Raw genomic sequence first — 14,766 nt, 5'->3', positions numbered from 1 at the left:
CCGCCCTAGAAGGGCGGCCGGGCCTCCGTAGAAAGTGTAGTGACGGCGGCCCCGAGTTCAAGGACCTCCTGCTTCTCGGAGCCCAAACGGCGGATCGCAACCGTCCGATTCTCCATGTCGCGCCGGCCGACGGCCAGGATCAGCGGCACATGGGCCAGCGAATGCTCGCGGACCTTGTAGTTGATCTTCTCGTTGCGCAGGTCGGTATCGACCCGCAGCCCGGCCGCCCGCAGCTGCTCGGCCACTTCGTTCGCATAGCTGTCGGCGTCGTTCACGATCGTGACCACCACCGCTTGCGTCGGGGCCAGCCACAACGGGAAGCGACCGGCATAATGCTCGATGAGAATGCCGATCATGCGCTCGAAGCTGCCGAAGATGGCGCGATGCAGCATCACCGGCCGCTTGCGCGAGCCATCTTCCGCCACGTAGCTGGCGTCGAGCCGCTCCGGGAGCACGAAATCGACCTGTAGCGTGCCGCACTGCCAGTCCCGGCCGATCGCATCGCGAAGCACGAACTCGAGCTTGGGTCCGTAAAAGGCGCCTTCGCCCGGATTGAGCTGGAGGTCGAGGCCCGCGGCCTTCGACGCCGACCGCAGCGCTCCTTCAGCCTGGTCCCAGACCGCATCGGACCCGGCGCGCACCGGTGGCCGATCGGAGAACTTCACGAAATAGTCCGGGAAGCCCAGATCCTTGTAGATCTCGCCCAGGAGCTTGCAGAAGCGGATCGTCTCGCTCTCGATCTGCTCCTCGCTGCAGAAGATATGGGCATCGTCCTGCGTGAAGTTGCGCACGCGCAGGATGCCGTGTAGCGCACCGGACGGTTCGAAGCGGTGGCAGGAGCCGAACTCGGCCATGCGCAAGGGCAGCTCGCGATAGCTGCGCAGACCCTGGTTGAAGATCTGCACGTGGCAGGGGCAGTTCATCGGCTTGAGCGCGAAGATCCGCTTGTCGGGATCGCCGATGAAGTCGCGCAGCCCTTCCTCGTTCTCGCTGAGATACATGTTCTCGCGGAACTTCTCCCAGTGGCCCGAATCCTCCCACAGCTTGCGATCGACCAGCTGGGGCGTCTTCACTTCCTGGTATCCGCCGGCATCCAGCTTGCGGCGCAGATAGGCTTCGAGCGTGCGCCAGAACGTCCAGCCCTTGGGGTGCCAGAACACCATGCCGGCCGCTTCCTCCTGCTGGTGGAAGAGGCTCATCTCGCGACCGAGTCGGCGGTGGTCACGCTTCTCGGCTTCCTCGATGCGGCGCAGGTAGTCCTTCAGCTCCTTGTCGGAGAAGAACACCGTGCCATAGACGCGCTGCAGCTGGGCCTTGCTGGCGTCGCCACGCCAATAGGCGCCCGACACCTTCGTGAGCTTGAAGGCCTTGCCGAGCTTGCCCGTCGACGGCAGATGCGGGCCGAGGCACATGTCGAGCCAGTCGCCCTGCTTGTAGACGGAAATCTCCTCGCCCTTCGGCAACTCGTCGACCCACTCGAACTTGAAGCTCTCGCCGTGCTTGGCGAAGTAGTCCTTGATCGCCGCGCGGTCCCAGACTTCGCGCACGATGGGCAGATCGCGGTCGACGATCTCGGCCATGCGCTGCTCGATCTTGGCGAAGTCCTCGGGTGAGAAGGGCTCGGAGCGGACGAAGTCGTAGTAAAAGCCGTCGTCCGTCGCCGGGCCGAACGTGATCTGCGTCCCGGGGTAGAGTTCCTGGACCGCCTGGGCCAGCACATGCGCCGCATCGTGCCGAAGGAGCTCCAGAGCCTCCGGGTCTCGAGACGTGACGATGCCGATCTTGGCATCGTGGTCCACGACCGTGGACAGGTCCTTCATCTTGCCATCGACGCGCACGGCCAGCGCCGCCTTGGCCAGGCCGGGACCGATCGAGGCGGCGATGTCGGCGCCGCTCACCGGTTTGTCGAACGATCGGATCGAACCGTCGGGCAGGGAAATATTGATCATGATTACCACCTGAGAAGAATGCGAACACGATTGATCGGCCGACGCCCCGCGTCGGCAGACGCAGGCCGGGAAGCGGCACAACGGCGCGCGCCCGGCCGAATCAAGTTCGAACGGTGGTCAGTGTCGTCGGAGCGGGGAAAAACATCCGGTCCATAACGCCCGGAAATAGTTCTGGCCGCCCTTTTCGTCAAGTCTGACGGCGGCCTTCCGCTACAGGCGCTTGGCGTTCCAGACGAAGGGAATCGCCATGCCCTCGCGCTGGTAGGAGCCGGTCAGCGTCTGGTCGTCGACGACCTCCAGCCGGAAATGGCCCTGGACGCCGTAGCCCAGATCGTCGCCGGGCTGGGCGAAGCGTCCGGCCCAGACGTTCTGGTCATAGGAGACAGGCCCGAACAGCGACGCGTTCGCCCCCTTCTTCTGCCACAGGCCGTCGAGATCGGCGCCGTCCTGGTCGACGGCGATCACGAGCTTTCCTTGGCAGGGGCAGCCGGAATCCGGCGGGCCGTCCCAGGTCAGAGCCCACGTCCCGATGAAACTCTGGACTGTACCGGAGGGCGGTCCGATGAACTGGTTCGATCCCCCCATCGGTGGGCCGGCCACCTGGGCGGACGCGGTGCTGCCGCCGATCAGGGCGACGGCGAGGAGGAGTTGGGGCAAACGACGCATGACGGAAGTCCTCCTCAGGGGCGCAAACGCTCGTAGAACTGGAGAAGTCGCATATTTGCTTCGGCGAGACTGTAGCGCGCCCGGACATTGTCCTGTCCCGCACGGGCAAGCTCGGCACGGCGTTCGACGGAGAGGGAAAGAGCCGCGCCGATCGCTTCCGCGAATCCGGCCGGATCTCCTTCAGGGGCGGTCCAGCCGGTAATGCCTTCGACGATCGCCTCGGCCGCGCCGCCGCCCTGCTCGCAGACGACTGGCCGGCCCATGGCCTGGGCCTCGATCATGACACGGCTGAAGCCCTGTCGAGCGCCGCCGGTAGTCACGACCACATCCGCCAACATGTAGGCCGCTGGCATATCATCGACATAGGGCCCGATCTGCACTTTCCCGTTGAGGCCCGCTGTTTCGATCGCCCGTTCGAGATCCTTCTCCAAGGCCATCGGCGTGCTGGTCGATCCGAGAAAGAGACAGAACACATCGTCGCGGCCGAGCTTGCCGATGGCGTCGACGAGCAGCTTCTGGCCGCGATCTTGGACGAAGCGTCCCGGATAGAGCACGACATGGGCGCCGTCAGGTACGCGGAGCTGGGCCGCGAGTTTGATCACACGATCGGCCCTCACGACTGCGGGGTCGAAGCGATGGAGGTTCACACCGGTCGGAATGACATCAAGACGATCGCTCGACTCCGGCAGGCGATGTCGCAGATCGCTCGCCACATGTTCGGAAACGGCAATCAGCCCGTCCGCTCGCAACTGCTGGCGCTCGATGTGGGAGGCGAGCAGGTTGGAGGCGAGAAAGGGCTGATGCAGCGTGGCGATCCACTTCGTTCTCAGGCGGCGGGCCACGGCGCCGGCGATCCACGCCGTCAGGGGCGAGCGCGCATGGATCAGATCGAGGTCGAGCTGGCGTACGCTGGCGGCGAGGCGAGCGGGAAGATTGAGCCGCGCCCACAGCGGATGACCGGCGGCCGGCAGTTCGAGATGGCTCGCCCGCAACCGCAACAAATCTGCCACCATGGTTCCGCCGGGTGACGCCACCACGGCGGTTCCACCTGCGGCGATCACGGCTTGCGCGGTGTCGAGAGTGGCGCGCCCGATGCTGCCCGAAAGGCTGGGGACGATTTGGAGGAGCTTGGGCGCAGGCATGGTTGTGGCGGTGATCTCGTCCCTATGGCAGGTAACACGGGATGAGCACCCAAGGTAGCGTTCTGCGGCTTTCCAGGCCGGACGGAAACACTGTTGCCTACGCCAGGACCGAGGGGAGGGGCCCGACGGTCGTCTTCCTCGGAGGCTTTCGCTCCGACATGACAGGCACCAAGGCAATGGCGCTCGAAGCCTGGGCGCGGAAAGCGGGACAAGCCTATCTGCGTTTCGATTATCTGGGTCACGGCCAGTCTTCCGGTCGCTTCGAGGACGGGACGATCGGCCGGTGGCTCGAAGACTCGCTGGCCGCGATCGACCAGCTGACGACCGGCAAGCTCGTCCTGGTGGGCTCGAGCATGGGCGGCTGGCTGTCGCTGCTGGCTGCGCAGGCGCGCCGCGAGCGCATGGCTGGCCTGGTCCTTATTGCCGCTGCACCGGACTTCACCGAGCGCATGCTGCTGAAGGGACTGTCGCCGGAGGAGCGTGCCCGCCTCGAACGAGACGGCCGACTCGAGCGGCCGTCGCAATATTCACCGGAACCGTCGGTCTTCACCTGGAAGCTGATCGAGGAAGGACGCCGTCATCTGCTCCTCGACAAGCCGCTGGCGCTGCCCTGTCCGGTGCGGCTGCTGCATGGCCAGAGCGATCCCGACGTGCCGTGGGAGTATTCGCTGCAGATCGCGCAACATCTCGAGGCGCCCGAGGTGATTACCACCTTCATCAAGGGCGGCGATCACCGTCTCAGTACACCGGCAGACCTCGCTCGCCTCGTGGCGACTGTCGAAGAGCTCGCACACTAAGGATCCTTCTTCCCAGGTCAGGGCCGCGCGGGCAGTTCCGCGGCGATTGCCTGCAGGCCTTCCCGAAAGGTGGGATAGCGCAGAGCGACGCCCAGTTCGCGCTTCATACGGTCGTTACGAACCCGCCGATTCTCCGCATAGAAGGAGCGGGCCATTGCGCTCATGGTAGGAGCGACCTGTTCCCACGGCAGAAGCGGCGGCCGCGGAACGCCCAGCAGCTCGCAGGCGAAGGCGGTCACCTCGGCGCTCGAGGCCGGGAGATCGTCGGCGAGATTGTAGATCGCCCCCGGTCCACCCCGGGACATCGCCGCAAGCACGGCCGTGGCGATATCGGCGACGTGGATCCGAGAGAAGACCTGGCCCGGCTTGTCGATCCGTCTTGCGGTGCCGGACAGCACCTGGTCGATGGCGCTCCGCCCGGGTCCGTAGATTCCGGGAAGGCGAAAGATGTCGGTAGCCGCTCCAAGTTTGGTACCGAGTGCCTGCCACGCCTCTTCGGTTGCCAGCCGGTCGATGCTGCGACGCTGAGTTGGAGCGGGCGGCGTTGCCTCATCGACCCAGTCACCGCCGCGATCGCCATAGACTCCCGTCGTGGACAGATAGCCCAGCCAGCGCGCGTCGCGAAACGAGTCCCGGCACAGGCGCAGGGCGGGATCACCGGTTGTGCCGGGCGCGATCGTACAGAGAATGTGCGTTGCGCCCGCGAATGCCTCGGCGGGCGCGGCGGCCGTGCCGTCGAAGACAACGGCCTCGATGCCGCGGGCGCGCAGACGCGCCGCCTTTTCCGGCGTGGTGCAGGTTCCGGTGATGCTCCAGCCCTTGGCCAAGGCAAGCTTGGCAATTTCAAGGCCGGCAAAACCGAGACCGAAGACGAAAAGACGTCCTGTCATCTTGTCAGGATCGCCGCGGCGGGGTTCTTTTCAACCATGTTCTTCCATCGCTTGTTTGGATTCGGCGTGGCGATAGGCTTGGCTACGGGGCCTGCAGCCGCTCAGGATTTGGATATCTTTGCGCCGACGCCCGACAATCTGCGTCAGTATACGGAGTGCATGTCGCTTGCGCGCAGCGAACCGATGCGGGCGGTGCCCCAGGCCGAGCGCTGGATGAACAAGGGAGGCGGTCTTGGTGCCCGCCATTGTCTGGCGATCGCCACCTTCGAGGCCGGACGGTACACGCGCGCGGCCGACCAGCTCGAGGCCATCGCCCGTGACATGGGCGAGCAACGGCCGGGCCTGAGGGCCGAACTGTGGGCGCAGGCGGGGCAGGCCTGGATCGCGGCCGGGCAGGCCGACAAGGCGGCATTGGCGCAAAGCCGCGCCCTCGATCTCAAGAAGGATGATGCCGACCTCTGGGTGGATCGCGCCCTGAGCTACGCCACGACGAACGAGTGGCCGCGGGCGGTATCGGACTTCGATCAGGCGCTCATTCTGCGGCCGAACGACGTCGAGATCCTGGTGCTCCGATCGGCCGCCTGGCGCTATGCCGGCAATCTGGCGCGGTCGCTCGCGGATGCGCAGGTGGCCTTGAAGATAGCGCCGGACAACACGGCCGCCCTGCTGGAACGCGGCTTCACCTATTCGGCCCGCGGCGACCGCGCCAAGGCCCAGGCGGATTTCACCAAAGTCGTGAAGCTGGTCCCGCCGGGGTCGGAAGCGGCCAAGCGTGCCGAAGCAGGTCTACAGGGCGAGCAGCCCGTCGGCTTGCCCGCGGCGAACGGCCGGCCTGCCGCCGGCGGGCAGAAGCGGTAGCGTCTCCCTTGCCTCTCATGTAAGAGCCGAAACGATGAAACGCCTTGTCCTGCCCCTCGCCGCCCTGCTGGTTGCCGGTCCCGTCTTCGCGCCCGAGGTTTTCGCGCAAAAGCCGCCGGCGGAGTCGCAGACACCCTCCAGCTATTATCCGGCGCCGCCGCCCCTTGAAGCGCCCAAGGTCGAACAGGGCGCTCCCGTGAGCAACCTGACGTCCCCGCTCGCTCAGGATCAGGCGAAGGTCGCCCGCACCGTCGTCGATTCCGAGGCCGAGGCGCAGATGTTCGCCGGCGCCGACAAGATCGTGTGGGGCCGCTATGCCAAGACAAAGGGCGAGAAGCCGGGCGCGGTCACGGTTACGAAGGGGACGGTGTGGACCGTGAAGGGCCGCGTGGACAGCACCGTGCCTGGGGCCGAGGGCGACTATGCCTCGATCGACGGCGTCGTCGAGCGCATCAGCGCCAACAACATCACCATCCGCGGCGAAGTCGCCTTCCGGGTGGCGAAGATCCAGAACGGCACGGCCTGCAAGGTTGGTGGCGCGCTTCATTTCAAGAGGTCCGGCAAGTCGCATGTCTGGCGGTTGAGCGAAGGCGACAATCCGTGCGACGGCACGCGCGAGTTCTTCGACCTCGTCTACGACAAGGCGCCCGCGGAGAAGAAGCCGGTCCCGGCGCAGCCCAAGCGGACTTAGCTTTTCGGCGCCACCTTAGCCGGCGTTGGGCCCGGCCGACCGGATCTTGTCGATCTCCGACCGCGCCAGCTCATCGGCGCGATCGTTCTCGACGTGACCGCTGTGACCTTTGACCCAGGCCCAGTGGACCTTGTGCGGCGCCAAGGCGGTTGCGAGCCGCTGCCACAGCTCGACATTCTTGACCGGCTTCTTGTCGGCTGTGCGCCAGCCGTTCTTCCTCCAGCCGTGGATCCACTTGGTCGCGCCGTCGAGGACGTAGCGGCTGTCGGTGTAGAGCCTCACCTCGCAGGGGCGCTTCAAGGCCTCCAATCCGGAGATTGCCCCCATCAGCTCCATCCGGTTGTTGGTGGTGGTGGGTTCGCCGCCGGACAGTTCGCGTTCATGTCCGCTCATGCGCAGGATGGCAGCCCAGCCGCCCGGTCCCGGATTGCCGCTGCAGGCACCATCCGAAAAGATCTCGACTTGGGGCATCGCCGTCATAGGCCGTAGCTCGCGAGCGAGGAGGCACTGCGGTGGAAGCGCAGGTAAGCAAGGTATTCGAGCGGGTCCTTGCGCTTGACCAGGGCGGTAGCCGGCGTGTGGATCCAGTCGTACAGCCTCGTCAGAAGAAACCGCAGCGACGCTCCGCGCGCCAGCCTCGGCAGGGCTTGGCGCTCGGCGGATTCGAGGGGACGTACCTTCTCGTAGGCCTGCAGGAGGGCCCGAGCCTTGGTGGTATTGAAGGAGCGATCGGGCTCGAAACACCAGGCGTTGAGGCAGATGGCGACGTCGTAGGCCAGGGCGTCATTGCACGCGAAGTAGAAATCGATCAGGCCGGAAAGCCGGTCGTGGAGAAAGAAGACGTTGTCGTTGAACAGATCGGCGTGGATGACGCCGCTCGGCAGATCCCGCGGCCACTCGGCCTCGAGGAAGGCAAGCTCCGCATCCAGTTCACGGACGAGGCCTTCGGCGACGGAGTCGGCATCGGCGCGGCTGGCCTCGAACAAAGGACGCCAGTCAGCGACGGACAAGGCGTTGGGCCGCTTCAGCTCGAAGTCGCGGCCGGCGAGGTGAAGACGCGCCAGCGCCTCGCCGACCGGGCCGCAGTGCTTGACGGCGATACGGCGCGGCCACATGCCATGCAGGAAGCTCGTCACGGCGGCGGGCTTGCCGGCCAGCTGGCGCAGCGCCTTGCCGTCGCGGCCATGGATCGGCTGCGGGCAGTTGATGCCGCGCGCCGCGAGATGGCCCATCAGCCCGAGGAAGAAGGGCAGGTCCTTGGGATCGACTCGCTTCTCGTAGAGCGTGACGATGTACTGACCCCGCGTCGTGGTCAGCAGGAAGTTCGAATTCTCGACGCCTTCGGCGATGCCCTTGAAGGCCTCGGCCTCGCCGATATCGTAGTCTGCCAGGAAGGCTTCGAGTTCGGCATCGCCGACTTCTGTATAGACCGCCATCAAGCCACCAGCTGGCGCGGCAGCTTGAAGACCACGCTTTCCTCGCTGGTGCGCATCTCCTCGATCGTCACCTTGTAGCGATGCCGGCACGCCGCGATCAGCTCCTCGACCAGCAGTTCGGGCGCGGAGGCGCCGGCAGTGACGCCAAGCCGCCTGGTGTCGCCGAGCCACTCCCAATCCATGTCGGCGGCACGCTGCACCAGCCGGGCATTGGCACAGCCGTTGTTGGCCGCAACCTCGACCAGTCGCTTCGAATTGGAGGAGTTGGGTGCGCCGATCACGACGAGCGTGTCGCATTTTCCGGCGATCGCCTTGACCGCCGACTGCCGGTTGGTGGTCGCGTAGCAGATGTCTTCCGTCTTGGGGCCATGGATGGCGGGAAAGCGTCGCTTGAGCGCTCTCACGATGTCGACGGTCTCGTCGACCGACAGCGTGGTCTGGGTGGCGTAGGCAAGGTTCAACGGGTCTGAAACGCAGACACTCTCTGCCTGCGCCGCGTCTTCGACCAGCAGCACGGCGCCGGTTGGCAATTGCCCCATCGTTCCGATGACTTCGGGATGACCGGAATGCCCGATCAGGATCACGGTGCGGCCGGCTTCGTGGTGGCGCTCGGTCTCGCGATGAACCTTGGAGACGAGGGGGCAAGTCGCGTCGAGATAGAGGAGATTGCGGCGGGCGGCTTCCGCTGGCACCACCTTGGGTACGCCATGCGCGGAAAAAACGACTGGACGATCGCCGGGCACCTCATCGAGTTCCTCGACGAACACAGCTCCCTTGGCCTCGAGCGTCTCGACGACGAAGCGATTGTGCACGATCTCATGGCGGACATAGACCGGCCGGCCATAACGCTCGATTGCACGCTCCACTATTTGCACCGCTCGCTCGACGCCGGCACAGAAGCCACGGGGACGGGCCAGCACAATGGTGAGCGGCTTCTTCGCGTGGATCATGAAAAGATGCTGGTCATAAGAAACAGTCGCGCTGTATGCGGACGCACTCGCTTGCGGGTCCGCAGCCCATTGCCTAGACTCTCCCGAACGGATTTGCGCGGCACCGTAACAAAGCCGCCGCAGCGGGGAAAGCAACATGACGCAGCCGGTTGTCGCGGCCAAGGCACCGAACAAAGTGACGCTCGAGGCGGGCAAGGATTACTGGTGGTGTGCCTGCGGCATGAGCAAGAACCAGCCGTTCTGCGACGGTGCCCACAAGGGCAGCGGCATGGCGCCGATGAAGTTCACCGCCGAGAAGTCGGGCGATCACTGGCTCTGCGCCTGCAAGCATTCTAGCAAGAAGCCGATGTGTGACGGCTCGCATAAGACCCTGGCATGATCGGTCCCAGGTTCGTTCCGCTGGTGCCGCTCGTGGCGGCACTGGCCCTTGGCGGCTGCGGTCCTTCTGAAAAGGAGCAGATGGCGGCCGACTATTGTCCACGTCCCTTCCAGGTACAGGACGCCCAGAACCTGACGCGCTTCAAGCCCGGTTCGGCCGGCGATCCGCGCGACATCATGTTCCAGGCGGAGATGACCGGCGCAGCCACCGGCTGCTCGCTGGGCAAGGGCCAGATGAACGTCAATCTCGTCGTCCGTGTGGCCGTCACGCCCGGGCCGGCGGTAAGCTCGGGAACGACAAGCGTTCCGTATTTCGTGCGCGTGCTCGATGGCAACGGCCGTGTCCTGCAGGGGCAGGAATTCAACGCCGACTTCCCGTTGACTCCATCGGGACCGGCCAAGACGTCGCGCGAGGAGCTGACGCTGACCTTGCCCTTTTCCAAGCCGTCCGACGTCATCAGCTACCAGATCGCGGTGGGTCTGAAGCCGACGATGCAGGAGCTGGAATACAACCGTCGTAGCGGGCAGCGCTGACGGTCAGGTCTTGAGGAATCCCGTGGAGAGCCACGGGATCGCGGCGACGGCCAGCAAGCCGACCAGGAGCGCCCCGAGATAGGGCCAGATCCGCTTCATGCCGGCATCGGGCGATACCTGCCCGATGGCGCAGGCGGCGTAGTAGCCGACGCCGAGCGGCGGCGCGAACAGGCCCACGCCCATCGCCAGGATGACGACCATCGCATAGTGGACTTCGTTCACATGCGCGGCGCGGGCCATGGGGAAGAGCAGCGGGCCGAACAGCACGATGGCCGGAATGCCCTCCAGCACGCTGCCCAGCACCACGAACGCCACGATCGAGATCAGCAGGAAGCCGAAGCCACCGCCCGGCACCTTGGCCATCGCCAGGGCGAGATCGCGCGAGAAGCCCGATTGCGTCAGCGCCCAGGCCATGGCCGTGGCGGTGCCGATGATGAGCAGGATGGCGCCGGAGAGGCTCGCCGTCTCCAGCAGCATCGGATAGAGGCGGCGCCAGTCGAAGCGGCGATAGACGAACAATCCCATGACAGTCGCGTAGGCGATGCCGATCGTCGATACCTCGGTTGCCGTCGCCACGCCTTCGACCACGGCCGAACGGATCACGAAGGGCAGCAGCAGGGACGGCAGCGCCACGACCAAGGCCCGCAGGATCTCCTGGCGGCTGGCGCGCTCGCCGACCGCCTCGTGACGCGAGCGCCACCAGGCGACGACGCCCAGGGCCACCGCTAGCACGAAGCCGGGCAGCAGTCCGCCGGTGAAGAGCGCGGCGATCGATACGCCGGTCACGGAGCCGATCGTGATCAGCACCAGGCTGGGCGGGATCGTCTCGCTCATGGCACCTGACGCGGACAGGATGGAGACCATCTCGCCGTCGTTGGAACCACGCCGCTTCATCTCGGGGAACAGCACCGGGGCCACCGCCGCCATGTCGGCCGCCTTGGCGCCGGAGATGCCCGATACCAGATACATGGCGCCCAGCAGCACGTAATAGAGCCCGCCGCGGACATGGCCGAGCAGGCCGGCGAGGAAGGCCACCATGGCGCGGGCCATGCCGGTCATGTCGATCAGCAGGCCGAGGAAGACGAACAGCGGCACCGCCAGCAGCACCAGGCCGCTCATGCCCTCGTCCATGCGCGAGACGACGATGGTGAGCGGTACGCGCGTCACGCACATCAGGAACACCAGCGTCGCGGTGCCGAAGGCGAAGCCGATCGGCACGCCCAGCAGCACGCCCGCTGCCAGCAGCACGACGAAAAAGAAGACGAGGTTCCAGTTGCCGATGGCCTTGAGGAGCGGCTGGGCGAAATGGAGGCCGAGGGCCAGGGCGGCAAGGGCCGCGGCCACGGCGATCAGCGACCCGAGGCGGAATCGCACCAGCCGCAGCAGGCAGGACAGCAGCATCAGCGCCGTGCCGACCGGAATGGCGCCGGCACGCACGATGTTGGACCAGCCGAGCGCCGGCGTGACGATCTCGTATTCCTCCAGCGCATAGTCGCAGGCGACCGGCAGCAGGATGGCGAGGAACAGCGCCGGCACCGCAACAGCGAGGACCTCGGCGAGGTCGCGGCGCACCGGGCGCAGGCGACTCACCACGGCGGTGAGCCGCATGTGCTGCATGCGTTGCAGGGCGACGACGGCGCCCAGCATGGCCAGCCACAGGAACAGGATCGAGGCGAGCTCGTCGCTCCAGACGAACGGGTGATGAAACACGAAGCGGCTGACGACACCGGCCAGCAGCACGAAGATCTCGACCAGCACCAGCGCCGCCGTGGGCAATTCCACGGCGATGCGCAGGACCGTCTCGATCCTGCCGATCACGCCCTGTTGTTCAGCCACGCCGCGACACCGTGGCGATCAGGCCAGGCTTCCGACCGCCTTCTCCAGCGTGCCCCAGGCTTCGGGGCCGAACTTGCCCTTCCACTCCTCGTAGAAGCCCGCCTTCTTCAGGGCGGCGCGGAACGCTGTGGCGTCGGTATCGACGAACTGCAGTCCCTTGGCCTTCAGCGTGTCGGCCACGGTGTTGTTCATCTTGGCGAGGTCCTCGCGCTCGGCCAGCGCCGAGGCGTTGAACTCGGCCTCGACGATGTCCCGCAGCTTCTGCGGCATCGCCTCGAAGGCGCGCTTGTTGGCCAGGAACCAGAAGCCGTCCCACATGTGGTTGGTGATGGCGACGTACTTCTGGACCTCGTAGAGCTTGGCGGTGTCGATCAGGGCCAGCGGGTTCTCCTGGCCGTCGACGACGTGGGTCTGCAGCGCCGAATAGACCTCATTGAAGTTGATCGTGGTGGGCGAAGCGCCGAAGGCCTTGAACAGGCTGGTCCAGAGCGGGCTGGCCGGCACACGGATCTTGAAGCCGGAGAGGTCCTCGGGCGTCTTGATCGGCTTGGTCGAGCTCGTGATCTGGCGATAGCCGTTGTCGTACATCTTGGCGAAGGCGTAGAGACCGCGCTTGGCGATCTCGCCGCGCACCAGCGTGCCCAGCGCGCCGTCCATGGTCGGCCACACTTGGCCGTAATCCTTGAAGGCGAAGCCCACGCCGTTGATGGAGGCGACTGGAACCAGCGTCGACAGGATCAGACCCGACAGGGTGAAGAACTCCAGCGCGCCCGAGCGCAGCTGGCTCAGCATGTCGGTGTCGGAGCCGAGCTGGTTGTTGGGGAACACCTGGATCTCGACTTGGCCGCCGGTCTTCTCCTTGATGCGGGCCGCCGCTTCCGTGGTGCGGATGGTCAGCGGATGCGTCACCGGCGAGTTGTTGGCGTATTTGTAGCTGAACTCGGCGGCATTGGCGGGCCGGGTGCGGATCGCCACCAGCGGGACCGCGGCGGCGCCGGCAAGCGTGGTGGCAAGAAGGCGTCGGCGCGGCAAGCGGATCGTCATCGTCGTTTACTCCCGAAGCGGGTCTATTGCCCGTCGTTGTTCGTGTGGATGCACATATCTCCGATGCCCGCCGGCAATGCAACGGCCCGCATGCCGCGCCCCAGCTCCGAGAAATTTTGCAGGTCCGCCCTGCGATGGCTCGCTTGACTTGAGTTCGGCCTCGACGCTCCATCGCGACGGGGTTTTTGCACCTTGGAGGCTCTTGTGAGCGCTTATGCGGACCGGCTCGAGACCCTGGCTCGACAGGCAGCGGATCGCTGCACGGGTTGCGGCACCTGCTTCGACGTGTGTCCCACCGCGCGCGAGATCGGGCTCGATGCCAGCGCGGCCAAGACCCGCGTCGCCGAGCTATCGGCGCTGACCCGCGCCGGCTCCGACGCGCCTGAGTCGCTGCAAGCCTGGCTGAACGCCTGTGATGGCAGCGCGCGCTGCAGCGCCGCCTGTCCCGAAGGCATCAACGTCCGGCAATGGATCAGCATCGCCAAGCTCAAGGCGACACAGGCCGTGCGCGCTGCGCCGGAAAATGCGGCCGCCGCCGCCAATCGGTTTCGCCATATGGCCCAGTCGGTGCGGCTGCTCGCCAGCATGCAGTTGCCGTCCGAGACGCTGCACCGAATCCTGGCGCCCGCCGAGAAGCGCAAGGCCGACGTGCTTTTCTATACCGGCTGCAATGTCCTGCGCACGCCGCACATCGTGCTGAACGTGATGGATATCCTCGAGGCGCTGGACCTCGACTTCGACGTTGTCGGCGGCACGGCGCATTGCTGTGGCGTCTATCAGTTTCTGGAGGCCGATCTCCCGACCTACGAGCGCATCGGCCATCGCACCTTCCAGCGCTTCGGCCAGTCCGGCGCGGCGCGCGTGCTGACCTGGTGTCCGACCTGCACCAAGAATTTCGGCGAACTGGAACAGGACGTCGAACCGCCTTCGTTCGACCTCGGCCATGTCAGCGAGTTCCTGGCCGCCAACCTCGATGCGCTGAAGGCGCGCTTCAAGCCGGACCAGCCGCGGCGGCGCGTCGTGATCCATGAACATCTGGGTATCGGCGCGACGCTCGAGAGCATGCGGGCGCTGCTGTCGGCGGTGCCGAACCTCGAACTGCTCGACCTGCCGCAGGACTCCAGCTTCTCCTATGCCTGTGGCGGGCAGGCGGCCAAGTACAAGGAGCGCGAGGCGGCGATCCATCGCGCGCTCGTCGAAGGTGCCGTTGCGGCCGGTGCCGACACCATCGTCACCATGTACCATTCCTGCCATCGCGCACTCGCCGGCGCCGAGGCGGTCTATCCGGTGAAGGTCGTGAATTTCACCGATGTGATCGCCGAGGCGCTGGGTCGCGGTGGGCACCCCGACTTCTACGGCCTCTACAAGAAGGGTGGCGCGATGGACGAGGCTGTGGCCGCGGCCCGCCGGTTCCTGCAGGACAATGGGGTCAAGGTCGACGAAGCCTCGATCCAGTCGCTGACCGCCGAGATTTTTGCCGAGACCGGCCTGGCCGGCTCGCCCGATGCGTTCCGGGCGGCCTTCACGGCGCTGGCGCGGGAAAGCTGAGATCTCGATCGGGTCCGGCAAAGACCATGATTTCCCCGTGGACGGCT

At 65.9% G+C, this 14,766-nt stretch carries 15 protein-coding genes; 6 read left to right on the top strand and 9 right to left on the bottom strand.

Going from position 1 to position 14,766, the window contains the following annotated elements:
• Window positions 1-5: 5 nt before the first annotated feature.
• The 3 genes from thrS to B5D62_RS12040 all read right to left on the bottom strand — a co-directional run bounded on the left by thrS (window position 6) and on the right by B5D62_RS12040 (window position 3,757).
• Complete coding sequence (gene thrS / locus B5D62_RS12050) at window positions 6-1,949, bottom strand: threonine--tRNA ligase (RefSeq protein WP_085934105.1); 1,944 nt, start codon at window positions 1,947-1,949, stop codon at window positions 6-8.
• Window positions 1,950-2,159: 210 nt separating this feature from the next.
• A complete protein-coding gene (locus B5D62_RS12045; RefSeq protein WP_085934104.1) occupies window positions 2,160-2,615 on the bottom strand; it encodes a hypothetical protein in 456 nt (151 codons plus the stop codon).
• Between the two features lie 14 nt (window positions 2,616-2,629).
• Window positions 2,630-3,757: a glycosyltransferase gene (locus B5D62_RS12040; RefSeq protein WP_085934103.1), complete on the bottom strand. Its 1,128-nt coding sequence runs from the start codon at window positions 3,755-3,757 to the stop codon at window positions 2,630-2,632.
• 41 nt (window positions 3,758-3,798) lie between these two features.
• Here B5D62_RS12040 and B5D62_RS12035 point away from each other — a divergent pair, with 41 nt between their 5' ends.
• On the top strand, window positions 3,799-4,554 hold the full coding sequence (locus tag B5D62_RS12035) for an alpha/beta hydrolase (protein ID WP_085934102.1): 756 nt from the start codon (window positions 3,799-3,801) through the stop codon (window positions 4,552-4,554).
• Window positions 4,555-4,571: 17 nt separating this feature from the next.
• Here B5D62_RS12035 and B5D62_RS12030 read toward each other — a convergent pair whose 3' ends face one another.
• The gene (locus B5D62_RS12030) at window positions 4,572-5,444 is read right to left on the bottom strand and encodes an SDR family oxidoreductase (protein WP_085934101.1); all 873 of its coding nucleotides are present in this window, start codon (window positions 5,442-5,444) and stop codon (window positions 4,572-4,574) included.
• A gap of 159 nt (window positions 5,445-5,603) precedes the next feature.
• On the opposite strand from B5D62_RS12030, the gene B5D62_RS12025 reads away from it, so the two are divergent.
• Window positions 5,604-6,302, top strand: coding sequence for a tetratricopeptide repeat protein (locus tag B5D62_RS12025; protein WP_139373853.1), 699 nt, complete (start codon window positions 5,604-5,606; stop codon window positions 6,300-6,302).
• Window positions 6,303-6,336: 34 nt separating this feature from the next.
• Window positions 6,337-6,993, top strand: coding sequence for a hypothetical protein (locus B5D62_RS12020; protein WP_085934099.1), 657 nt, complete (start codon window positions 6,337-6,339; stop codon window positions 6,991-6,993).
• A 15-nt stretch (window positions 6,994-7,008) separates the two neighbouring features.
• On the opposite strand, the gene rnhA is transcribed toward B5D62_RS12020, so the two are convergent.
• Genes rnhA through ispH form a run of 3 tightly spaced genes read right to left on the bottom strand, consistent with a single transcriptional unit; the run spans window position 7,009 to window position 9,379 of the window.
• Window positions 7,009-7,473, bottom strand: a complete 465-nt coding sequence (gene rnhA / locus B5D62_RS12015) for a ribonuclease HI (RefSeq protein ID WP_085934098.1) — start codon at window positions 7,471-7,473, stop codon at window positions 7,009-7,011.
• Window positions 7,470-8,429 (bottom strand): homoserine kinase, encoded by a 960-nt coding sequence (locus B5D62_RS12010; protein ID WP_085934736.1) that lies wholly within the window; start codon window positions 8,427-8,429, stop codon window positions 7,470-7,472. The genes rnhA and B5D62_RS12010 overlap by 4 nt, the downstream gene beginning before the upstream one ends.
• The gene (gene ispH / locus B5D62_RS12005; RefSeq protein ID WP_085934097.1) at window positions 8,429-9,379 is read right to left on the bottom strand and encodes a 4-hydroxy-3-methylbut-2-enyl diphosphate reductase; all 951 of its coding nucleotides are present in this window, start codon (window positions 9,377-9,379) and stop codon (window positions 8,429-8,431) included. Before ispH ends, B5D62_RS12010 begins: the two co-directional genes overlap by 1 nt.
• A gap of 136 nt (window positions 9,380-9,515) precedes the next feature.
• Here ispH and B5D62_RS12000 point away from each other — a divergent pair, with 136 nt between their 5' ends.
• Both B5D62_RS12000 and B5D62_RS11995 read left to right on the top strand, forming a co-directional pair.
• Window positions 9,516-9,758, top strand: coding sequence for a CDGSH iron-sulfur domain-containing protein (locus B5D62_RS12000; RefSeq protein ID WP_085934096.1), 243 nt, complete (start codon window positions 9,516-9,518; stop codon window positions 9,756-9,758).
• Entirely contained in the window at window positions 9,755-10,291 is a 537-nt protein-coding gene (locus B5D62_RS11995; protein ID WP_085934095.1) for a hypothetical protein, read from the top strand. Before B5D62_RS12000 ends, B5D62_RS11995 begins: the two co-directional genes overlap by 4 nt.
• A 3-nt stretch (window positions 10,292-10,294) precedes the next feature.
• On the opposite strand, the gene B5D62_RS11990 is transcribed toward B5D62_RS11995, so the two are convergent.
• Both B5D62_RS11990 and B5D62_RS11985 read right to left on the bottom strand, forming a co-directional pair.
• Window positions 10,295-12,127, bottom strand: a complete 1,833-nt coding sequence (locus tag B5D62_RS11990) for a TRAP transporter large permease (RefSeq protein WP_085934094.1) — start codon at window positions 12,125-12,127, stop codon at window positions 10,295-10,297.
• Between the two features lie 18 nt (window positions 12,128-12,145).
• Window positions 12,146-13,165, bottom strand: a complete 1,020-nt coding sequence (locus B5D62_RS11985; protein ID WP_419188782.1) for a TRAP transporter substrate-binding protein — start codon at window positions 13,163-13,165, stop codon at window positions 12,146-12,148.
• A gap of 210 nt (window positions 13,166-13,375) precedes the next feature.
• On the opposite strand from B5D62_RS11985, the gene B5D62_RS11980 reads away from it, so the two are divergent.
• Complete coding sequence (locus B5D62_RS11980) at window positions 13,376-14,719, top strand: (Fe-S)-binding protein (protein ID WP_170920900.1); 1,344 nt, start codon at window positions 13,376-13,378, stop codon at window positions 14,717-14,719.
• Window positions 14,720-14,766 lie beyond the last annotated feature (47 nt).

Source organism: Enhydrobacter aerosaccus, from assembly GCF_900167455.1.
In the GTDB taxonomy this organism is placed as follows: domain Bacteria; phylum Pseudomonadota; class Alphaproteobacteria; order Reyranellales; family Reyranellaceae; genus Reyranella; species Reyranella aerosaccus.
This window is presented reverse-complemented; position numbering and strand designations above follow the sequence as displayed.